The 20,893-nt window shown below is 66.7% G+C and carries 22 protein-coding genes and 1 tRNA gene; 7 read left to right on the top strand and 16 right to left on the bottom strand.

Annotation, left to right across the window (positions count from 1 at the left end; translation table 11 throughout):
* Nucleotides 1–570 (top strand): putative Fe-S cluster assembly protein SufT, encoded by a 570-nt coding sequence (gene sufT / locus G7A98_RS00325; RefSeq protein WP_163647502.1) that lies wholly within the window; start codon nt 1–3, stop codon nt 568–570.
* Between the two features lie 112 nt (nt 571–682).
* Complete coding sequence (locus tag G7A98_RS00320) at nt 683–1,342, top strand: ElyC/SanA/YdcF family protein (RefSeq protein WP_240464634.1); 660 nt, start codon at nt 683–685, stop codon at nt 1,340–1,342.
* A 3-nt stretch (nt 1,343–1,345) separates the two neighbouring features.
* Here G7A98_RS00320 and G7A98_RS00315 read toward each other — a convergent pair whose 3' ends face one another.
* The 4 genes from G7A98_RS00315 to G7A98_RS00300 form a co-directional block, all read right to left on the bottom strand.
* Complete coding sequence (locus tag G7A98_RS00315) at nt 1,346–1,792, bottom strand: hypothetical protein (RefSeq protein WP_163647500.1); 447 nt, start codon at nt 1,790–1,792, stop codon at nt 1,346–1,348.
* 140 nt (nt 1,793–1,932) lie between these two features.
* Nucleotides 1,933–2,841, bottom strand: a complete 909-nt coding sequence (gene rimK, locus G7A98_RS00310; protein ID WP_163647499.1) for a 30S ribosomal protein S6--L-glutamate ligase — start codon at nt 2,839–2,841, stop codon at nt 1,933–1,935.
* Nucleotides 2,842–2,882: 41 nt separating this feature from the next.
* Entirely contained in the window at nt 2,883–3,320 is a 438-nt protein-coding gene (locus tag G7A98_RS00305; protein ID WP_163647498.1) for a RimK/LysX family protein, read from the bottom strand.
* A gap of 16 nt (nt 3,321–3,336) precedes the next feature.
* A complete protein-coding gene (locus tag G7A98_RS00300; protein ID WP_163647497.1) occupies nt 3,337–4,377 on the bottom strand; it encodes a DUF3549 family protein in 1,041 nt (346 codons plus the stop codon).
* A 246-nt stretch (nt 4,378–4,623) separates the two neighbouring features.
* Between G7A98_RS00300 and G7A98_RS00295 the strand changes: the two genes are divergently transcribed.
* Nucleotides 4,624–4,950 (top strand): YqcC family protein, encoded by a 327-nt coding sequence (locus G7A98_RS00295; RefSeq protein WP_163647496.1) that lies wholly within the window; start codon nt 4,624–4,626, stop codon nt 4,948–4,950.
* Nucleotide 4,951: 1 nt separating this feature from the next.
* The gene (locus G7A98_RS00290; RefSeq protein ID WP_163647495.1) at nt 4,952–5,452 is read left to right on the top strand and encodes a gamma-glutamylcyclotransferase family protein; all 501 of its coding nucleotides are present in this window, start codon (nt 4,952–4,954) and stop codon (nt 5,450–5,452) included.
* An 82-nt stretch (nt 5,453–5,534) separates the two neighbouring features.
* Here G7A98_RS00290 and G7A98_RS00285 read toward each other — a convergent pair whose 3' ends face one another.
* Entirely contained in the window at nt 5,535–6,119 is a 585-nt protein-coding gene (locus tag G7A98_RS00285; RefSeq protein ID WP_163647494.1) for an OmpW family outer membrane protein, read from the bottom strand.
* A 247-nt stretch (nt 6,120–6,366) separates the two neighbouring features.
* On the opposite strand from G7A98_RS00285, the gene G7A98_RS00280 reads away from it, so the two are divergent.
* Nucleotides 6,367–6,645, top strand: coding sequence for a hypothetical protein (locus G7A98_RS00280; RefSeq protein ID WP_163647493.1), 279 nt, complete (start codon nt 6,367–6,369; stop codon nt 6,643–6,645).
* A 100-nt stretch (nt 6,646–6,745) separates the two neighbouring features.
* Here G7A98_RS00280 and putP read toward each other — a convergent pair whose 3' ends face one another.
* From putP to G7A98_RS00245, 7 genes are all read right to left on the bottom strand, one after another.
* Complete coding sequence (putP, locus tag G7A98_RS00275; RefSeq protein ID WP_163647492.1) at nt 6,746–8,236, bottom strand: sodium/proline symporter PutP; 1,491 nt, start codon at nt 8,234–8,236, stop codon at nt 6,746–6,748.
* 328 nt (nt 8,237–8,564) lie between these two features.
* Nucleotides 8,565–11,756: a bifunctional proline dehydrogenase/L-glutamate gamma-semialdehyde dehydrogenase PutA gene (putA, locus tag G7A98_RS00270; protein ID WP_163647491.1), complete on the bottom strand. Its 3,192-nt coding sequence runs from the start codon at nt 11,754–11,756 to the stop codon at nt 8,565–8,567.
* 332 nt (nt 11,757–12,088) lie between these two features.
* Nucleotides 12,089–12,889, bottom strand: a complete 801-nt coding sequence (locus G7A98_RS00265; protein WP_163647490.1) for an AraC family transcriptional regulator — start codon at nt 12,887–12,889, stop codon at nt 12,089–12,091.
* Nucleotides 12,890–12,949: 60 nt separating this feature from the next.
* Nucleotides 12,950–13,321, bottom strand: coding sequence for a hypothetical protein (locus G7A98_RS00260; protein WP_163647489.1), 372 nt, complete (start codon nt 13,319–13,321; stop codon nt 12,950–12,952).
* A 203-nt stretch (nt 13,322–13,524) separates the two neighbouring features.
* Nucleotides 13,525–13,600 (bottom strand) — tRNA-Gly (locus G7A98_RS00255).
* A 237-nt stretch (nt 13,601–13,837) separates the two neighbouring features.
* Nucleotides 13,838–14,245, bottom strand: coding sequence for a CBS domain-containing protein (locus tag G7A98_RS00250; RefSeq protein ID WP_163647488.1), 408 nt, complete (start codon nt 14,243–14,245; stop codon nt 13,838–13,840).
* An 87-nt stretch (nt 14,246–14,332) separates the two neighbouring features.
* Nucleotides 14,333–15,802 carry a dihydrolipoyl dehydrogenase gene (locus G7A98_RS00245; protein ID WP_163647487.1) on the bottom strand — a complete coding sequence of 490 codons (1,470 nt, stop codon included), beginning with the start codon at nt 15,800–15,802 and terminating at the stop codon, nt 14,333–14,335.
* A gap of 243 nt (nt 15,803–16,045) precedes the next feature.
* On the opposite strand from G7A98_RS00245, the gene G7A98_RS00240 reads away from it, so the two are divergent.
* Both G7A98_RS00240 and G7A98_RS00235 read left to right on the top strand, forming a co-directional pair.
* Nucleotides 16,046–16,333: a hypothetical protein gene (locus G7A98_RS00240; RefSeq protein WP_163647486.1), complete on the top strand. Its 288-nt coding sequence runs from the start codon at nt 16,046–16,048 to the stop codon at nt 16,331–16,333.
* 28 nt (nt 16,334–16,361) lie between these two features.
* Nucleotides 16,362–16,520: a YqaE/Pmp3 family membrane protein gene (locus G7A98_RS00235; RefSeq protein WP_163647485.1), complete on the top strand. Its 159-nt coding sequence runs from the start codon at nt 16,362–16,364 to the stop codon at nt 16,518–16,520.
* Between the two features lie 81 nt (nt 16,521–16,601).
* Here G7A98_RS00235 and G7A98_RS00230 read toward each other — a convergent pair whose 3' ends face one another.
* The 4 genes from G7A98_RS00230 to G7A98_RS00215 all read right to left on the bottom strand — a co-directional run bounded on the left by G7A98_RS00230 (nt 16,602) and on the right by G7A98_RS00215 (nt 20,846).
* Nucleotides 16,602–17,069 (bottom strand): glycine zipper 2TM domain-containing protein, encoded by a 468-nt coding sequence (locus G7A98_RS00230; protein ID WP_163647799.1) that lies wholly within the window; start codon nt 17,067–17,069, stop codon nt 16,602–16,604.
* Nucleotides 17,070–17,262: 193 nt separating this feature from the next.
* Nucleotides 17,263–18,861: an isocitrate lyase gene (locus G7A98_RS00225; RefSeq protein WP_163647484.1), complete on the bottom strand. Its 1,599-nt coding sequence runs from the start codon at nt 18,859–18,861 to the stop codon at nt 17,263–17,265.
* A gap of 348 nt (nt 18,862–19,209) precedes the next feature.
* Entirely contained in the window at nt 19,210–19,644 is a 435-nt protein-coding gene (locus G7A98_RS00220) for a GNAT family N-acetyltransferase (protein WP_163647483.1), read from the bottom strand.
* The gene (locus tag G7A98_RS00215; protein WP_163647482.1) at nt 19,641–20,846 is read right to left on the bottom strand and encodes a cupin domain-containing protein; all 1,206 of its coding nucleotides are present in this window, start codon (nt 20,844–20,846) and stop codon (nt 19,641–19,643) included. The genes G7A98_RS00220 and G7A98_RS00215 overlap by 4 nt, the downstream gene beginning before the upstream one ends.
* Nucleotides 20,847–20,893 lie beyond the last annotated feature (47 nt).

Here is a 20,893-nt window from a genome sequence, read left to right as displayed (position 1 = left end):
GTGTCGATGGAGCAACTGGAGAGTCTCTACAAGGGGCAGGAAATGCCCCTGCAGCGGGACGTGAACGCGATCTCGATTCCCTTCGGCAAGAGCGTCACTCTGGTCGAGGATTCAGTGGTCGGGGTGATGCAGGCCAAGGGCAGCACCGTCAGTGTCACCTACGAGGGGCGGCTGTACCTGATCGAGGGCAGTGACCTGGATGCGCTGGGCCTCGAGCCGCTGCCACGGCCGACCCTGCCCGAAGACGCCGACGATGCCGCGCTCGAGCAGTTCGTCTGGGACCAGCTACGGACCTGCTTTGACCCCGAGATCCCCGTCAACATCGTCGATCTTGGCCTGGTCTACGGGTGTCGCATCGAGCACCTGCTCACCGGCGAGCGGGTGGTCACCGTGCGCATGACCCTGACCGCCCCCGGTTGCGGCATGGGAGATGTCATCGCCGAGGACGCCCGTCGCAAGATCCTCGGCGCGCCGCAGATATCACGGGTGCATATCGAGATTGTCTTCGACCTGCCGTGGAGCCGCGAGATGATGACCGAGGAAGCCCGGCTCGAGCTGGGGCTCTTCTGAGGTGCGTCCCGGACGCCGGCGTCGTGCATGCTTGTGACGGGGAGGGCCCCCGGGTAGGATTCGTGCGCTGATGACTCCTGCGGATGGAGAGACGATGGCGCCGAGGCGTGCAATGGGCTGGCTGAAACGCGTGACGCTGCTGGGTGGAGTGCTGCTGCTGCTGGCGGCCGGCGTGGTGCTGGCCGCCAATCTGTGGGTGCTCGCCCGCACGCGCGACCGTATTCAGGATGACCTGCTGCTGTGCCGCACGGCACCCATCGGCATCGTCTTCGGGACGTCCTACTGGTCCCGCGATGGAGAGCGCAACCCGCATTATGCCGCCCGGCTGCATGCCGCGGCCCGGCTGATGCGCCTGCATCGCGTTCGGCACCTGCTGCTGTCGGGCGACAACCGCACGCGCTACTACAACGAGCCCGTGACCATGTGGCGCGACCTGCGCCGTGCCAATATTCCCGACGCGGCCATGACGCTCGACTATGCAGGGTTCAGTACCTTCGATACCCTCGTGCGGGCCCACGAGGTCTTCGGCGTCGACCGGGCGTTGCTGATCACTCAGGACTGGCATCTGCCGCGGGCGCTGTATCTGGCGCTGGCGGCGGGCATCGAGGCTCAAGGGTGCGTGGCGCCCTCGTCCCCGGTGGCGGGCGAGTGGCGGCTGCGAATCCGGGAGTGGCTGGCGCGGGTGGCGATGCTGGGCGATCTCTACCTCTGGCACCGCAAGCCGCACTTTCTCGGCCCTCGCGAGCCGATTCGCCTCGTCGGCGGCGGCTGAGGCTCAGCGCCGCGAGCGGGGCTTCTGCAGCTTGTAGAGTTCGCGGATCAGCGCCCGGCAACCCTTCCAGCAGCGCTCGATGACCGGCTCCATCTCGTCGGGCAGCGGGTGGGTGTAGAGCGTCGACAGCGACTGCATGACCACGCGCTCCTGCTCGAGCAGCTCGCCGACCAGCACCTGGCTGTCGTCGCCGACGAAACTCTTCAGGCGGCTCCATAGCCAGAGATAGTCATCGCGCTCGACATCGGCGTCGCGCGGCAGGAGGTTGAGGTGCTGCTTGGCGAGCTTCTGCAGCTCACGCATCGCCTCGCCCCGCTCCTCGTAATGGGGCTTCAGAGCATCGCGCAGCGTGGGGCGCAGGCGCTCGAGGTTGTCCTGGAAGTAATCCAGGCTGTCGGCCAGCGCTTCCAGTACGTTGTCCATCGCCACCTGGCGATTATCGAGAAACATGGGCGGTCACCTCCTCCGGTGACGCAGATTGTGCGGCTCGAAACAGTGTTTTGCTACCCCCGGGACGAAGAAATTGTGTGTTTCCATTCCGGGGGCGTGACAGGGGTATCGGCCGACTGCGGCGCGGCTTTAATTCCGTGTCAGCCCTTGGGCTTGGGCGGTGCCTTGCGCGGCGTGGCGGCGTGCTTCTCGAGGTGCTCGATGATCAGGCCGGCGATGTCGCGTCCGGTGGCCGTCTCGATCCCCTGCAGCCCCGGCGACGAGTTGACTTCCATGATCACCGGCCCGTGGTTGGAGCGCAGCAGGTCGACGCCGGCCACCCGCAGGCCCATCGCCTTGGCGGCGCGGATCGCCGTGGAGCGTTCCTCCGGGGTGATGCGGATCACGCTGGCGCTGCCGCCGCGATGCAGGTTGGAGCGGAACTCGCCGTCGGCGGCCTGGCGCTTCATGGACGCCACGACCTTGTCGCCGATCACCAGACAGCGAATGTCGGCGCCGTTGGCTTCCTTGATGTATTCCTGAACCATGATGTTGGCCTTCATGCCCATGAAGGCCTGGATCACGCTTTCCGCCGCCTGGTTGGTTTCGGCCAGCACCACGCCGATACCCTGGGTGCCTTCCAGTAGCTTGATGACCAGCGGGGCGCCCTTGACCATGGTGATCAGGTCGGGGATGTCGTCGGGAGAGTGGGCGAAGCCGGTCACCGGCAGGCCGATGCCCTTGCGTGACAGCAGCTGCAGCGAACGCAGCTTGTCGCGGGAGCGGGTGATGGCCACGGAGTCGTTGAGCACGTAGGTGCTCATCATCTCGAACTGGCGCAGTACCGCGCAGCCGTAGAAGGTGACCGACGCGCCGATGCGCGGGATCACGGCGTCGAAGCGTTCCAGCTCACCGCCCTTGTAGTGGATCGAGGGCCGATGCGAGGCGATGTTCATGTAGCAGCGCAGGGTGTCGATCACCCGCACCGAATGCCCCCGTGCCTGCGCCGCCTCGATCAGTCGGCGCGAGGAGTACAAGTTGCGATTGCGAGAAAGCAGGGCGATATGCATGTTGTGACTCCGGAGCGGACGAAAGGGCAAGCGTGACGAGTTCAGGGCTCGCCGTGGAGAAAGGCGGCACCGGGCGCGACGAGCAGGCGTCGCATGGCGCGCCGACCCAGCAGCATGGGGTGGCGCATGTCGCTGCGGTCGGTCAGGCTCAGTTCGACCGGGTATTCGAGGTCGCCGAGCCGCATGAGCGTGCGAATCACATAGCGCCATTCGGCCTGGCCGTTGGAGCTGGTCACGCGACGGCGATCATGCAGGTGCAGGCGTACCGCGTGCGGCGGACTGTCGGGGCCGCTGCCACGGGTCAGAAAGCTGATCCAGACATGGCCGTGTTCCTCGAAGGTCTCGATCTCCTCGGCATGCAGGGCGGAGGTACGCGCTCCCGTATCGGCCTTGCAGCACAGCGTCAGGCCAATCTCCGGCAGGGTGACCATCTCGCGGCGGCCGATCACGGCCTTGGCATGATAGGGCAACGCTTTCATGGGCGAACACCGGGTTTCAGCGATTGAAGGCATGCAGACGGCGCCCGACCGGCGACTCGGGGTCGGCCTGGCGCAGCGTCATCAGCAACGGTAACCGCAGTCGCGGGATCAGGGCCAGATCGCGGACCACCTTCATGAAAGGGCCCTCGCCCTGGCCGGCGAGCACGTCGAGAAAGCGTGGCAGACGCTGGGCGTCTTCCAGATGCGCCCAGCCGCGCGCAGCGATCGCGGCGAGCAGGTCCGGCCCGGCGGCGGCCGCATCGCCCAGCAGGCCATCGTACCAGCGGCCGACCCGTTGCGTCTCGCCCTGACCCACGGCGCGCACGCAGGCGCAGAAGGTTTCCAGGTCGCCCTGCGCGGCGGCGGTCTCGCCCCTGGCGATCAGGGCGTCGGTCAGCGCGGGGGCGGGCACGACATGCTCCAGAGCGTGGCACAGCGGGCGCAGTACCGCCACCGGCAGGGCGGGCAGCTGCCGGGCGAGCTGGGCCGCCTGCTCGGCATCGTGGCGCACGCAGAAGTCGGCGATGCCCTGGAGGCCCAGCGCCTGCCAGCCGTCGGCCGCCAACTGGCCGGTCAGATAGGCTTCAGCCAATTCAAGATGCTCGCTGGCGCTCCGGTCGAGATCGGCACTGGCGCGGGCGTGCAGCACGGCGCGCTGGGTGATCTCCGGCGTGAAGGCCAGCGGGTTGTCCTGCATCAGGTTGTCGATGCGTTCGCCATCCCCCGTCTCGCTCCCTTCGGCGAGCCGCTCGGCGGTACGCCCCAGGGTCTCGAGGAGACGTTGCAGGAAGGCGTCTCTCGGCACCGGGTCGATATGTCCCTGCTCGTCGAGCGGGAGAGCCAGGAACCATACCAGGGGGTCGCTTTCCGGACTCAGCTGAAACACGCAGGCCAGCTGCGCCTGGCCGAGCCAGGGCTGCGGCCAGCCCTGTTCGCCGCTCTCGAAGGCAACCAGGGTTTCGGCCGGGCAGGGGGCGACACGGCGTCCCAGCGTGTAGAAATGCGTACGCGCGCCGGTGCGGGTGAAGAAGTCGCTAAGCGTATGTATCGGCTGCATGGCGTCCTCGTGGTTGGCGGCGCACTGTAGCGCGTCGCGGCCCGGCTTTCCAGCCTTGCGCCGTGCGGTTGATCATTCTTTGAACGATGCGCCGGAAACAGCATGAATCGGGCATCGGCGCGACTTTTCCCGCGGTTGTCCACAGGGTCTTTCAGGGCTTCTGTGCATTATCGCGATGGCGGGGTTCGGTTGGCCCCTCGGGGGTACGCGGGCGATAATGAAGTCAGGTTTCACCACGGAGTTGTCATGACCACTCATCAGGAACTCGAGCAGGCGCTCGAGAATCTCGAATCGACCCTGCGCAGTGTCGACCTCTGGAACACCGCCCGCCCCGACCCCGAGGCCTTCGACAGCCGCGAGCCGTTCTGCGTGGATACCATGGTGCTGCCCCAGTGGCTGCGCTACGTGTTCATTCCGCGCCTGCAGGCGCTGGTCGACGCCCGGGCCGCCATGCCGGCGACCTGCCAGGTGGCGCCGGCCGCCGAGGCCTACCTGAAGGACTCGCGGACCAGTACCCGCGTGCTGGTCGTCTCGGCGATCGCCGAGGTGGATCGCGTGGTCACGGAGGGCTGAGATGGCGTACTACTTCGCGTACGGCAGCAACATGAACGTGGCGCGGGTGGCCGCCCGGATCGGCGAGACGCGCCGGGCCTTGCCCGCGGTGCTCGAGGCGTATGCCCTGCGCTTCGACAAGGCCTCGCGGATTCCCGGCATCGCCCATGCCAACGTGGCGCCGTCACCGGAAGAACGGGTCGAGGGGGCGCTGTTCGAACTCTGCGAGCCGGAGCAGATCGAGCGCATGGATCCCTTCGAAGGGGTGCCGCACGACTATTGTCGCGAGCGCTGCATCGTGCAGACCGCCGAAGGGCCGATCGAGGCGTGGGTCTATATCGCCCGGCCGGAACGCACCAGGCCGTCACTCAAGCCGGCCCGGGAATACCTCGACCACCTGCTGGCCGGCAGACCGTTCCTGTCCCGCGACTACCATGACCGGCTGGCCGCGGTGGAGGCCGTCGACGGGCTGTGCGAGGCCACGCTGGCGGTACTCGGGCTGTCCCGACGCTCGCCGCGCTGAGTCGCCCCCCGACAACGCAGAACGCCGGCCCCGCAGGGGGCCGGCGTTGTCGTTGCGGCGCTCTGTAGCTGCCGGGGCAGGTTCAGAAGTTGAGCGTCACACCGCCGCCCACGATGACCGGGTCGGTGTCGAGTTCACCGCTGTTGCCGGCGTAGCTGTAGTCCGGGTCGACGTTGGCGTAGGACGCGAAACCGTTGAGCGACAGGTTCTTGGTGACCACCAGGTCGACACCCACTTCGCCCTTCGGTGCCCAGGTGTTGTCGACATTGAGGCCGCTGCTTTCCCCGGAGAAGCGCGTGTAGTTGGCGCCCACCCCGGCATAGGGCTGGATGCGGGAATCCAGGCCGCCCAGCGGGTAGTACTCGACCATCAGGTCGATCGGCTGGCTGTCGACATTGGCATCGACGCCCGGGCCGGTCAGCGAGTGCTCGAACTTGTCGCTGCCGCCGAGGGTGACGCCGACCTTGTCGTGCAGCATGTAACCGACGCTGCCCACGAAGGCGCTGTCGTCACCGATCTCGACGCTGCCATTGTCACTGTCGACATTGCTCTTGGCGTAGCCGCCGCGAATCAGCACATCACCGGCTTCATAGGCCAGGGCGGCCTGGGACGCGGCAACGAGACCACCGGCGAGCAGGATGGCGGAAAGCGATTTCAGCTGAGTCATGGGAATCTCCTTCTTTGCTGGGTAGGCGACGTCCGGTGTCCGAGTCGCTGTCGGTTCGTAAGGAAACGCTGTTTCCTAACTGTGGGTCGCAGTATAGGAAACGCTGTTCGAAATTGTCATGTAAAAAAATGTATATTTTTGAGCGAGTGATTTAACAGCGCCGCGAGTCACTACAGTGCCGCGGGCTGCTTGGCAAAAATCGCCCTGGAAGGCTTAACTGGAGGGGGAGGACTGGGGGGAGAACCGCATGGACAGGGCGATGTATCGTCAGCTGCCGCGATTGCTGGCGCTGGGCTGGGCCACGCTGATGGCACTGGTGCTGTTGTGGCATCCGGAGGTCATCCGGGGCATCGAGATGCCGTGGCGGCTGCCGCTGTGGCTGCTGGGCGTGGCGGCGCTGGGCATCGGCTTCGCCCATGGGGCCGGGCTCACGGCCGGGCGCGCACGCGGGCCACGGTACCTGGCAAGTCGCGGCTGCTGGGTACTGCTCGCCGTGTTCTCGCTGCTGGTGCTGTGGCGGCTCTAGGGCGGCCTGCAAGCGGTTTTCGTGTCGTCAGGCGTATCACAACGGAAAAGGGCTCCCGGAGGAGCCCTTTCAGACCGCGTGGCGTCGTCAGACGCTGCCTTCAGCGAGGAATCTGCTGATATTCTCCCGCGTCGGCCGTCACGCTGCTCACCACCAGAATGGCGAGGAAGGAAGCGATGAAGCCGGGGATGATCTCGTAGATGCCGGGGCCGCCCAGGAAGGAAGCGTCCCAGCCCAGGGAAATCCAGATCATGACGGTGACGGCGCCCGCGATCATGCCGGCGATGGCGCCCGTGCCGTTGGTGCGTGACCACATCAGCGACAGGATGATCAGCGGGCCGAAGGCGGCGCCGAAGCCGGCCCAGGCGTGACTGACCAGCCCCAGGACCTGAGAGTTCGGGTCGGAGGCGATGATGACGGCGACCACGCCCACCAGCACGACGCTGATCCGGCCCACGGTGACGGTTTCCTTGTCCGTGGCGTCCTTGCGCAGGAACAGCCGGTAGAAATCCTCGGTCAGCGAGGAGGAGGAGACCAGCAGCTGGCTGGAGATGGTGCTCATGATGGCCGCCAGCAGGGCGGCATAGAGGAAGCCGGTGATCAGCGGGTTGAACAGCAGGTCCGCGAGGATGATGAAGATTGTCTCGGGGTCTTCGACATTCATGCCGTTGCGAACCGCATAGGCCCGGCCGAAGATGCCCAGGGAGATTGCGCCGATCAGCGAAATGAGCATCCAGCTCATGCCGATGTTACGGGCAACCGGCACCTCCTTCAGGGTGCGGATGGCCATGAAGCGCACGATGATGTGCGGTTGCCCGAAATAGCCCAGCCCCCAGGTGACCGCCGAGAGCCAGCCGATAAAGGTCAGTCCCGAGGTCCACGAGAGCAGGTTGGGATCGACCTCGTTCAGGGTCTGCGAGGCCTGGGAGAACCCGCCGCCGCCTTCGCCGAAGAGGACGACCAGCGGCATGATCACCAGGGCCAGCATCATGATGCAGCCCTGCACGAAGTCCGTCATGCTCACGGCCAGGAAGCCGCCGACCACGGTATAGGCCAGCACCACGCCGAGGGTGAGGATGACGCCCGTCGCATAGTCGCTCAGGCCGCCGATGTTGATGACCCCCGCGAACGCGCTTTCGAACAGCTTGCCGCCCGCTACCAGCCCAGAAGCCGTGTACACCGCGAAGAACACCACGATGACGATGGCGGATACCGTGCGCAGCGATAGCGCCCGGGTCGGGAACCGGTTGGCGAGGAATTCCGGAATGGTAATGGCATTACCGTAGTGAACCGTCTGCTCGCGAAGGCGGGGGGCCACCAGGGTCCAGTTGAAGAAGGCCCCCACGAGCAGGCCGATGCCGATCCAGGCCGATCCCAGACCGGACACGAACAGCGCCCCGGGCAGGCCCAGCAGCAGCCAGCCGCTCATGTCCGAGGCGCCGGCCGACAGGGCCGCCACCTTGGGACTCAGGCCGCGGCCCCCGAGCATGTAATCTTCCGATGAAGAGGTCGCCTTGCGCATTGCATAGATGCCGATGGCAATCATGAGCACAAAGTAAGCAATTAGACTGATCCAAACACCAATAGCCATGGAGCGTCTCCAGTTAATCAGGACGGACTAGCGTCGACCGGTCAGCGGGTTTCCCGTGCAGAATCCGGCAGTGGCAAGCATTGTTTCTTTAAGCCTTTTGCGATTCAAGACAGGCGATGACGCCGGTCCGGTTTCACCGCCGGGAGGCGCATGGAGGTAGTGTCGGTAGTCAGCTTTTTTTTAACCATGGTGAGTCGTCCTTCTTCCGTTATTGTTGTCAAGCGCCGAAAGGATCCTGCGTTTCGGGAAGGCGATCGGCAAGACCTTTTCGCACGCCCCCGTCCAGCGGGCGAGGCACGGGGCCCCGCCCGACGGCCTGTCGCTCGGGTCAGTCATCACCCAGCGCGAGCAGGGACGCATTGCCGCCCAGGGCGGCGGTATTGATGGTCAGCGCCTTTTCGGTGGCGAAGCGCAGCAGGTAATGCGGCCCGCCGGCCTTGGGGCCGGTTCCGGACAGCCCCTGCCCCCCGAAGGGCTGGACGCCGACCACGGCCCCGATGATATTACGGTTCACGTACACATTGCCTACCCGAACCTTCTGCGCGATGGCTTCGGCGAAGGATTCGTTGCGGCTGTGCACCCCGAATGTCAGGCCGTACTGCTTGGCGTTGATCGATTCGATGACCCCTTCGATGTCGCTGGCCCGGTAGCGCACGATGTGCAGGATCGGGCCGAACTGCTCGCGCTCCAGCGCGTCGATGCCGTCGATCTCGAAGGCGGTCGGCGCGACGAAGGTGCCCTCGGCGGTCTTCGCCGGGTCCAGCTCGGTCTCGGCGATCAGCCGGTTCTCGCCCTTGAGCCGCTCGATGTGGGCCTGCAGCCCCTGGCGGGCGTCGTCGTCGATCACCGGGCCGACATCGGTGCCCAGGTGGCGGGGGTCGCCGACGTGCAGCTCGGCCATCGCGCCCTTGAGGATCTGGATCACCCGGTCGGCGATATCTTCCTGGAGGTAGAGCACGCGGAGCGCCGAGCAGCGCTGACCGGCGCTCTGGAACGCCGAGCGGATGACGTCGGCCACCACCTGTTCGGGCAGAGCGGTGGAGTCGACGATCATGGCGTTGAGGCCCCCGGTCTCGGCGATCAGCGTGGGCAGCGGCGCGCCTTCACGGTCGGCCAGCGAGCGGTTGATGAGCTGCGCGGTATCGGTGCCGCCGGTGAAGGCCACGCCGGTGATGCGGGCATCCGAGGTCAGCACGCTGCCCACGGTGGGACCGTCGCCGGGGAGCAGCTGCACCACGTCGCGCGGCATGCCGGCTTCGTACAGCAGCTCGACGACGCGGTGGGCGACCAGCGAGGTCTGTTCGGCGGGCTTGGCCAGCACACTGTTGCCGGAAACCGCCGCGGCGACCATCTGGCCGCAGAAGATCGCCACCGGAAAGTTCCACGGGCTGATGCAGGCGAAGACCCCCTTGCCGCCCATGATCAGCTGGTTGGATTCGCCGGTGGGGCCGGGCAGCGCCATGGGTTCGGCGAACAGCTCGCGGGCCCGGTTGGCGTAGTAGCGACAGAAATCCACCGCCTCGCGGATCTCGTCGACGCCGTCGGTGAGCAGCTTGCCCCCCTCGCGGGAACACAGCGTCATCAGCTCGGCGAGGTTGGCCTCCATCAGGTCGGCAAAGCGTTCGAGAATCTGCGCGCGCTCCTCGACCGGCGTGGCCTCCCAGCGCGGGAAGGCCGCCCAGGCGGCCTCCACGGCCTGCTTCGCCTGCTCGGCGGTGGTCCACTGCACGCTGCCCACCACCTGACGCCGATCGTAGGGGCTGAGTACCTCATGGCGCTGGGCATCGAGGGTATCGACCTCGAAGGCCAGCAGCGGCTTGACGTGGTACTGCGTGTCCATGAAGCCGTCCATGGCGCTGGTCAGCGGCCGGTAGTGGCTCCAGATATTGAGGTTCACGCCGTGGGAGTTGCGCCGGCCGGCGCCATAGATGTCCCTGGGCAGCGGAATGCGCGGGTTGGCATAGGTGTCGTACTGGCGCAGGCTTTCCACCGGATGCACGCACAGCGATTCGACAGGCACCCGCGGGTCGACCAGCTGGTGAACGAACGAGGAGTTGGCGCCGTTTTCCAGCAGCCGGCGCACCAGGTAGGGCAGCAGGTCCTTGTGGGCACCGACCGGCGCGTAGATGCGGCAGTAGGTGCCCTTGGGGGCGCGTTTCAGGGCGGCGTCGTAGAGCGCCTCGCCCATGCCGTGCAGGCGCTGGAACTCGAAGGCGCGGTCGGCGTCGTTGGCCAGCTCCAGGATGGTGCTGATGGTGTGGGCATTGTGCGTGGCGAACTGCGGGAAGATCCGCCCGCGGGTGTTCTCCGAGAGCAGGAAGTGGGCACAGACCAGGTAGGCGACATCGGTGTTGGCCTTGCGGGTGTAGACCGGATAGCCGTCGATGCCCAGCTGCTGGGACTCCTTGACCTCGGTGTCCCAGTAGGCGCCCTTGACCAGGCGCAGCGGAATCTCGTCGCCCTGCTGGTCGGCGAGGCGGTTGATGTAGTGCAGCACCGGCAGCGCGCGCTTGGCGTAGCCCTGCACCACCAGGCCGAAGTGACCCCAGCCCTTGGCGGCGTCGCTCTCGTAGACGGCGCGGAAGACCTCCAGGGACAGCTCGAGGCGGTCCACTTCCTCGGCATCGATGGTGACCGCCACGTCACGCTCGCGGGCCATGGCGACCAGCTGCTTCACGCTGTCGACCAGCTCGACGAGGATCTGCTCGCGACGCCCGAACTCGTAGCGTGGATGCAGCGCCGAGAGCTTGATCGAGATCGACGGCGCCGGCGTCCTGGCGTCGAGCTTCTGGCTGACCGCGCCGACGCGCTCGATCGCCTTGGCGTAGTCGTCGAAGTAGCGCCGGGCGTCGTCGCGGGTGCGCGCCGCCTCGCCGAGCATGTCGTAGGAGTAGGTGTAGCCCTTGTCGAACAGCGGCTGGGAGCGCTTGAGCGCCTCGTCGACGGTGCGACCGAGCACGAACTGGCGGCCCATGATCTTCATCGCCTCGACCATGGCGCGGCGGATCACCGGCTCGCCCATGCGATTGACCAGCTTGTTGATGAAGGTGGCCGGCTTGCCCTCGCGGGGCTTGTCGAGCTGGATCACCCGGCCGGTCATCAGCAGGCCCCAGGTGGAGGCGTTGACGAACCAGGACTCGCTCTGGCCGACGTAGGATTTCCAGTCGGCCGGCCCCAGCTTGTCCTCGATCAGGGCATCGGCGGTGGCCTTGTCGGGGATGCGCAGCATGGCCTCGGCCAGGCACATCAGCATCAGCCCCTCGTGGGTATCGAGGCTGTACTGCTGGAGGAGTTCGTCGATGGAGTCGACGGCGGTGTCCATCTCGCGGACTTCCCGAACCAGGTCGGCGGTCTTGTCGGCGATGCGCTGGAAATCCTCGTCATCGGCCTGGAGGAAGGCGACCAGCTCGCGCATGAAGGCGTCTTCGTCGACGATGTAATGCTCGCTCACTCGGTCGAGCAGCGCGTTCAGGTCCTGTTGCCAGGTCCGCTGGTCCAGCATGGTCTTGGCTTCGAGCATGAGAAGACCCCGTTATCAGGTAGTGACTCGGGCGCAGCCGGGCCCGACGGTGGCAGTGCCGTCCCCCGTCGTCCTTGACGAGCTCTGCAACGCCGGAATCCCCGGCTGCGAACACCAGGGTGCGAGAAGCAATTCTGTAATGGCTTGAATTTAGAGTGGGAGAGATTGCGGCGTCTTGCCAATTTCTTGGCCGGCATTGTCAAAAAGCCGGAAAGTTTGTCCTGTTGCGGCTTTTTTTAGACCAAGGTCGAAGATGATCGTGGCCGATCGCGCCGTATTCCCGACGGGAAGGGCCGGGGCCCGGGCACGGTGGCAGCGGCTTGCGCGGCGACTCAGCGGCTCAGCCGCCTGGGCGAGGTGGTGGCGACTCGGGTCAGGCGCTGATGCCGGCGCAGGCGCCCCGGCGGCTCGTTGAAGACGCGCCGAAAGGCGCGGGAGAGGGCGCTCTGGCTGGCGAAGCCCGTGCGGGCGGCAATCTCGTTCAGCGGCAGGGGCGAGTCGGTCAGCAGCGTCCGGGCGGCCTGAAGGCGCTGACGCAGTACATACTGGTAGGGGGTGACGCCGGTCTGCTCGCGGAAGCACTCGCTGAAGTGGGCCACGCTCAGGCAGGCACGCTCGGCCAGATCGGCCACGGCGAGGCGCCGGTCGAGGTTGTGCTGGATGAAGGTATCGATGTCCGCCAGGTCGATGCGTCGCCGTGGCATGGGCACGGTGGCGGCTTCGGGGAGGCGGGCGCGCAGGCAGCCCAGGAAGGTCGCCGCCAGCAGGTCGCCCGGCGCCGGGCGGGGCTGCGTGAGTTCCTGGATCAGGAAGGTCAGGTAGGCGCGCAGGGGCTCGTCGAGCGCGAAGAAGCGCGGGGCGTCGAACAGCCGGGCGTGCTCGCGGTGGGCCCCGGACAGCGCCGGGGCATCGTCCGGCAGGTCGAGGATCAGCTGCCGGTTGGTGCCGATGCCCTCGTAGTAGTGCACGTAGTTGGCCGGCACGATGCAGCCGGAGAGTGCCTCGATGCGCCCGCCCAGGCCTTCGATCTCGAAGTCGGCGTGCCCGTCGAGGCCGATCACGATCTGGTGGAAGTCATGATCGTGATGCTTGATGGTGTTGTCGAGTGGCGTCAGTCGCAGCGTGCTGGTCATGGGCCGACCTCGTGACGACGGGAGTGCCATTGTAAGCGCTCGGCCGCGGCGACGGTAGGCTCAGAACTCGCGGCGGCCCTCCTCGAGGGCCAGGCGGGCGGCCAGGTGGTCGCGCAGCACGGTCAGCTCCTCGCGTCCGGTGCGCGACAGCAGCGAGCCGCCCTGCTGGGACCGCAGGGAGCGGCCGTGCTCTTCCATGATGCGCTGCGCGCTGCGGCGCACCCCCTCGAGATAGGCGTCGTGACGGATCGGATAGCCGACCACGGTATGCCATTCGGACTCGGAGGCCTGGCCGTTGAGCACGCGCTCGAACAGGCGCAGCAGGTGCTGCGGTTCGGTCCGGTAACGCGGAGTGCGCGCCAGCATCAGCATGGCGATGCTGCCGCCGACGACGAGCAGGGTGACGAGGAAGATCAGCAAATATAGCGCCATGGAGACAGGCCGAAAGGTTGAGAGCGGGCGACGGGAGTCGATCGGGTGGCGCACCACCGGGCTGGCGCACCACCGGGCTGGCGCACCAGATCGCGACCCTTGGGATTATGCAAGGAATCTGGAGCGGGCAACGAGATTCGATCGGATGGCGCACCACCGGGCTGGCGCACCAGATCGCGACCCTTGGGACTATGCAAGGAATCTGGAGCGGGCAACGAGATTCGAACTCGCGACCCTCAGCTTGGGAAGCTGATGCTCTACCAACTGAGCTATACCCGCTCGGCGGCTCGATCATAATGAAAGTACGCCCGCCAAGGCAAGCCCCGGTCGTCATGGTTACATTGCGATACAAAACAGTTCGTCCCGGGAGGGAGAAATCCGGCGAGGCTGTGGTCACAGGAATGAGCGCAATTTTCCAGCAGTCGCGGAAAATGGCGTCTTTGCTTACTTTATTCGATCCCTTGACCGCCACATCATCCCGATGTGGCGGTTTTTTTCGCGAGGATGCTCGGCGGGTCAGTGGCCGCGCATCTGCAGAATGGCGCTGACCACATCGCGCCGGGTCACGATCCCGACCAGCCGTTCGCCCTCGACGACCGGGTAGACCTTGGGCTTGGTGCCCAGCATCTCCTGGGCCAGGTCGGCGATGCTCTTGTTGGGCGTCACCGTCAGCACCTCGTGGCGCATGAGATCGCGTACCGGCGCGGGTTCATCGTCGAAGTAGGCACTGTCGAGCAGCTTGCCCATGACGTCCATTTCCGAGATGAAGCCGATCAGGTGGTCGCGCTCGTCGACCACGGGGGCGCCGGGGAGCCGGTGCAGGGCCAGGCCGGCGACCAGGGTGGCCACGGATGTGTTGCCGGTGACCCGGTAGCAGTCGCGGGACATGATGTCGCGCACGACGGTGGGTGCCTTGTTGCTCATGGCAAAGCCTCCTGCCGAGGGGGCCGTGGGCCCCATGGCTGTATCCGGCCGGCAGTGGCGCCGGCCGGTGGAACCCGTGGGCCGGACTCAGTCGCCCGGGCCGCATTCCATGCAGTGCTCGAGGATCGCCGGACCCAGCTGCAGGTCGGCGTTGAGGTTGCGCAGGCCCGTGCGCAGACCCTCCTCGACCACCGGGTGATAGAACGGCATGTCGAGCATCTGCGAGACCGTGAGCCGCTGCTGCAGCGACCAGGCCAGCAGGTGGGCGAGGTGTTCGGCACGCGGGCCGAAGATCTCGGCACCCAGGAACAGCCCGGAGCCATGCTCGGCATAGAGCCGCATCAGCCCCCGGTTGGCGCGCATGACCCGCGAGCGCCCCTGATTCTCGAAGGAAACCTCGCCGGTGGCCAGGCAGTCGCAGCCGCCGTGGCGCGTCTCGAGCTCGGCGTAGCTGGGGCCGACCGTGGCCATCTGCGGATCGCTGAACACGATGCTCAAGGGGGCTCGGCGGTGGCCGACGCGCACTTCGGGAAAGCGCCCGGCATTGTCGCCGGCGATGCGCCCCTCGTCCGAGGCTTCGTGGAGCAGGGGCAGTTCCTGGTCGGCGTCGCCGGCGATGAACACGGGCGCGGGCTCGCCGTCGCTGGTGCGGCACTGCATGGTGTAGTGGTTGAAGCGCGGGATGCCGCGCGAATCGAGCAGCAGGCCGGCATGCTCGAGCGCCAGGCGATCGGTGTTGGGGCGGCGTCCGGTGGCGGCCAGCAGGTAGTCGAAGCGTTCGATCAGGCGCTGACCGGTGTTGCGTTCGATGAAGGTCACCACGACCTGGTCACCGTCCCGGTCGACCCCCTCCACGGTGGCATCGGTGTCCACGTAGAGCGACTCGTTGAGGGTGCGCTCGGCATAGTCGCGAACCGCGGCATCCTGTAGGGGGCCGAGGGCGCCGCCGACCCCGAACAGGCGCATGCGCACGCCGAGCCGGTGCAGGGCCTGGCCGAGCTCCAGGCCGATCACTCCGGGGCCGAAGACCGCCACCGACTCGGGCAGCGTCTCCCACTCGAAGAGGTCGTCGCTGGTCACCAGCCGGTCGCCGGCGGCCTCGAAGAGGCCGGGATACTTCGGCCGGGAGCCGCTGGCGATGATGACTCGCCGCGCGATGACCCGGGTATGGTCGTCGACCTGCAGGGTGTCGGGAGCGACGAAGCGGGCATGGCCCCGCAGCCGGTCGGTGTCGGGAATGCCGTCGATCGATTCGATGACGAGGCCCACGAAGCGGTCGCGCTCGCGGCGGACCCGGTCCATCACCGCCCGGCCGTCGACCTGCACCTCGCCGGTCACGTTGATGCCGAAGGGGGCGGTGTGACGGGCCTGATGGGCCGCCTCGGCGGCGGCGATCAGCAGCTTGGAGGGCATGCAGCCGACCCGCGCACAGGTGGTCCCGTAGGGGCCGCCCTCGATCAGCAGCACGGAATCGGTGTGGGCTCGGGCGGCGCGATAGGCGCCGAGGCCGGCACTGCCGGCCCCGATGATGGCTACGTCGACGTGGCGTGTCTCCATGACGCGTTATTCCTCCCGTGTTCGATGACAAGATAGCGTGTCGTGGCCAGTGGTGCCGGTGTGCCGGGCAGACGAAGACGCCCCCTTGTCTGCGCGGTGTGCCGCCACCACTGTATATCCTGGGTGAAGTCAGTATGTCGGGAGAGCTGTCGCCAAGGAATTTGATTGGTTGAAAAGTTTTAATAGCTATTTTTGATGGTCGGGGCGGTGGCGTGCAAGGCCGCCCCGAACGAGGAGGTCACCATGGATGCTCGAGAGTATCTCGCCAGACAGGGCGTGAGCCTGGATCGCGAGGAGGATCGCCCCAACACCCTGGAGGAGCTGGCCTGGGAGCGGGCGCGTCAGGCCGGGGCCCAACGGCCGCGTACCGGTACGCCCCACGACTGGGAAGACTGGGAGCGTTACCATGATCAGCTGGCCGGCGGCGCTGACCAGCTGGCGCGCAAGATTGACCCGACGGCGCATGGGCATGGCGCTCGCGACGCCGCAACGCCCCGGGACGACGACGAGGGCACCGGCAACGGGGCCTGATCACCAAGGAAAGGAGAGAGGTAAACGCATGGACGTGATTCGCATCATTCTGGCCATCATTCTGCCGCCCGTCGGGGTATTCCTGCAGGTCGGCTTCGGTCTGCACTTCTGGCTGAACATTCTGCTGACGCTGCTGGGCTACATTCCCGGCATCGTGCATGCGGTCTGGATCATCGCCCGGCGCTGACGGCCGGACAATGCAAGACCCCCGGCGCCTTGCGGCGCCGGGGGCTGAATGGCTGATTCCGTCGATTCGCCCTCGCTCGCGTCAGTAGGGGGCAACACTCATGCTGGAACCACTACCGACCAGCTTGACCCGCTGGCCGACCTGCCAGTTGCGATCGGCCTTCTGCACCACCACCACCGTGTCGCCGCTGTCGCGCCGCACTTCCAGCTCGTAGGCGTTGACCTGATTGGCGCGATCCTCGATCTTCTTGCCGGCTACACTGCCGCCGATGGCCCCGGCCGCGGTGGCGATGTCACGTCCCGAGCCGCCGCCGATCTGGTGGCCGAGCAGGCCGCCGATCACCGCGCCACCGACCCCGCCGATGAGGCCGCTGCCCTGATCGTCCGCCTGGATACGCACGGGACGTACCGAGACGATGGTGCCGTAGGTGACGGTCTGGCCGGTCTTGGCCTGACTGCCTCGGTAGACATCGCCCGAATAGAGATCACTGTTGGCGCAGCCGCCCAGGGTCAGAAGGCCCAGCGCCAGTACAGGCAGGTAACGCGTCAGCTTCATTGCCAGTTCTCCCTCTCGCTTTGAAAACACTGTTTGATAACCCAGTCTAACCGGCATCCGCGGGTTTGACCATGGTGCCGGGTAAAGGTGCCGTGTTGCGATTAGTGTAGTGGAGCCCTCGGGCGAAAACGCAAGCGCGGGGAGGCCTGGGCCTCCCCGCGGGGCATTGCGGTGCGCGGCGGTGCGATCAGCCGAACTGGTTCATGGTATTGGCCTGGCCGCCGGCCTTCAGGGCCCCCTCGCCGGAGAAGTACTCCTTGTGATCGTCGCCGAGGTTGGAGCCGGCCATGTCCTGATGCTTGACGCAGGCCAGGCCCTGGCGGATCTCCTGGCGCTGCACGCCGGTCACGTAGGCCAGCATGCCCTCTTCGCCGAAATAGCCCCGCGCCAGGTTGTCGGTGGACAGTGCCGCGGTGTGGTAGGTGGGCAGGGTGATCAAGTGATGGAAGATGCCGGCTTCCCGTGACCCCTTGCGCTGGAAGTCGCGGGTCCACTCGTCGGCCAGCTCAGCCAGCGCCGTGGCGTCGTACTCGGCACTCATCAGCTGGCTGCGATCGTAGGCCGAGAGGTCCTTGCCTTCCTGCTCCCAGGCGTCGAACACCTGCTGGCGGAAGTTGAGCGTCCAGTTGAACGACGGCGAGTTGTTGTAGACCAGCTTGGCGTCCGGCACCACCTCGCGGATACGCTCGACCATGCCCGCGATCTGGCCCACATGGGGTTTTTCGGTCTCGATCCACAGCAGGTCGGCGCCGTTCTGCAGGGCGGTGATGCAGTCAAGAACCACCCGGTCCTCGCCGGTGTCGGGGCGGAAACGATACAGGCCGTTGGCCAGTCGCAGCGGCTTGCGCAGTTCACCGTCGATCTTGATCACGGTGTCGCCCTCGTCGATATCCTCGGCGCTGGCCACCGGTACGGTGTTGAGGAAGCTGTTGTACTGCCAGGCCAGATCGCCGGGTTCCTGGCTGACCGGTATCTTCTGGGTCAGGCCGGCGCCTAGGGAGTCGGTACGGGCGACGATCACGCCGTCCTCCACGCCCAGTTCGAGGAAGGCATAGCGCACCGCATTGAGCTTGGCGATGAAGTCCTCGTGGGGCACCGTGACCTTGCCGTCCTGGTGGCCGCACTGCTTGGCGTCGGAGACCTGGTTCTCGATCTGGATGCAGCAGGCGCCGGCCTCGATCATGCGCCTGGCCAACAGGTAGGTGGCCTCCTCGTTGCCGAACCCGGCGTCGATGTCGGCGATGATCGGCACCACGTGGGTCTCGAAGCTGTCGATGCGCTCCTGTGCGGCCTTGGCGGCGACCTCGTCGCCCTTGGCGCGGGCGGCATCGAGCTCGCGGAACAGGTGACCGAGTTCGCGGGCGTCCGCCTGGCGCAGGAAGGTATAGAGCTCCTCGATCAGTGCCGGGACGGCGGTCTTCTCGTGCATCGACTGGTCGGGCAGGGGGCCGAACTGGCTGCGCATGGCGGCGACCATCCAGCCGGAAAGGTAGAGATAGCGCTTGGCGGTGGTGCCGTGATGGCGCTTGACGGCGAGCATCTTCTGCTGGCCGATGAAGCCGTGCCAGCACCCCAGCGACTGGGTGTAGCGGCTGGGGTCGGCATCGTACTCGGCCATGTCGCGGCGCATGACGCCCGCCGTGTAGCGGGCAATGTCCAGCCCCGTGCGAAAGCGGTTCTGCAGCCGCATGCGGGTGGCGTACTCGGGGTTGATGTTGTCCCACTTGCCGCCCTGCTGGTCGCGCAGCTGGCTGAACGTGGTGAGCGTGTCCTGATAGCGGGTCATGGCGCATCCTCGTCGGTGGCGGCCTTGCGGCCTGTCGTCGTGAGCTGGAGTGGCGTCGGTGCCGGCATGCTGCAGCCGCGAAATTCGCGGTGGTTTTTCGGCGGTGACGCCTTGCCGTCTTCGGGTCTCTGGCGGCGACCCGTGACAAGATATCGGTGGCGATCGGTCACTACATGATGGTCGTAAAACGATCGTTTTAATCTTGTCTTGCAATGCAATATGGCCCACAACCACGGGGCTCAACAATCATCACTTGGGGGGAAGGCGGGTTGTAGTATGACTACAGAAGCCGGCAAATTACGTGATTTCTGTAGTCGATTTTCGCGGGTGGGGAAAACCGTCGGAAAATCAGTCGCTCAGCACCAGGCGCATATTGCGGTGCAAAATGCCGGCGTCGAGGAAAGTGCCGCCGTAGGCCTCGAAACCCAGGCGGCGATAGAAATCCAGCGCCTGAATCTGCGCGGCCAGTTCGACGTGGGTGTGGCCCTGGTCGCGGGCGGCGCGGATGGTCTCGCGCATCAGCGCCAGCCCGATGCCCTGCCCGCGGCCGGCGGGGAGCACGGCGACCCGCCCGACATGGCCGTCGGGCAGCAGACGGGCGGTGCCTACGGGCGTGGCGTCAAGCCAGGCGAGGAAGTGCAGGCAGTCCGGATCACGCCCGTCCCATTCCTCGTCCTCGGGGACCGCCTGCTCGTCGATAAACACCCGTCGACGAATGTCGCCGGCCAGCGGCCCCAGGCGTTGCCAGTCGCCGCGTTCGATATGCAGGCTCGCCTCGCTCATGTGTCCTCCACGTCGTCTTCCGGCTCGTCCGGCCAGCCCAGGCTGCCGCGGTCGAGCAGGCCGGTCACGATCCCGGTCGCCTCGGGGAAGGCCAGCAGCTCGGCATCGAGCGGAGCGTCGCCGGCGAGGTGGCGGGCCAGGCGAGCGTCGCAGCTGACGGCATCGCCGTCGACGAACAGGGTGGCGCGCCCCTCGCCGAGATCCCGGCAGGCGAAGCGCGAGCCCGGGGTGCGCTCGAGCGTGATCCCGGCGTGTAGTGCCGCGACAAGGGTGTCGCCGTCCGTCGGAGCCTCGGCGGCGAGCGGGTGGTCCGGGTACTTGGGCTGGGTCATCGCCCGGCCGAACCACTGAAGCAGCTGCGCCGGATCATCCAGGGTCTCGAGGATCAGGGTGCGCATGCGGGCCAGTGCCGCATCGTCGATCTCGCCGGGATGGGCCGCCGGCGTCAGGTCCGGGTCCGCGTAGCGCAGCGAGTCGGGCAGCTGCTCGCCGAGATAGTCGGCGAACGAGGTGATCGACTCGTCGGCCGACAGCGCCCGGAAGCCCACCGAGTAGGTCATGCAGTCCGCGGATTCGCTGACGCCGTGGTGGGCGATGCCGGGGGGCAGGTAGAGCATGTCGCCGGGTTCCAGGCGCCAGTCCTGCCCGGGTTCGACCGTGAAGCGCTCGAGGATCTTCAGGTCGATGCCCTCGAGGATCGGCGCGTCGTCGCCCGCCACGCCGCCGAGCTGCCAGCGGCGGATCCCGCTGCCCTGGAGCAGGAAGACGTCGTACTGATCGACATGCGGGCCCACGCTGCCGCCCGGCGGCGCGTAGCTGACCATGACGTCGTCGAGCCGCCAGCGCGGCAGGAAGTGGAACCGGGCGAGCAGGGCGTCGACCTCGGGCACGTAGTGATCCACCGCCTGGACCAGCAGCGTCCAGTCCCGCTCGGGCAGGCGGGCGAAGGTGGCGTCGTCGAAGGGGCCGTGGCTGACTTTCCAGGGGCGTGGCGAACCGTCGTCGGCCCGGCCGTGTTCCTCGACCAGGCGAGCCTCGACGCCCTCCTCGCAGGCCAGGCCGGCGAGTTCCTCGGGGGCGAGCGGCGAGATGAAGTCGGGCAGGGCGCCGCGGATCAGCAGGGGTTTCTTCTGCCAGTACTCGCGCAGGAAATCGCGGGCCGAGCGGCCGCCGAGCAGGGTAAGCGGGGTATCGGGGGACATGGGTACCACCTCTTGACGAAATGCTGAAGTCGCGGGACGGGTAGCGG

Source organism: Modicisalibacter sp. 'Wilcox' (assembly GCF_010993675.1).
GTDB classification, from domain to species: Bacteria; Pseudomonadota; Gammaproteobacteria; order Pseudomonadales; family Halomonadaceae; genus Modicisalibacter; species Modicisalibacter tunisiensis.
The sequence above is the reverse complement of the archived record's forward strand: the minus strand, read 5'-3'. Positions and strand labels throughout refer to the sequence as shown.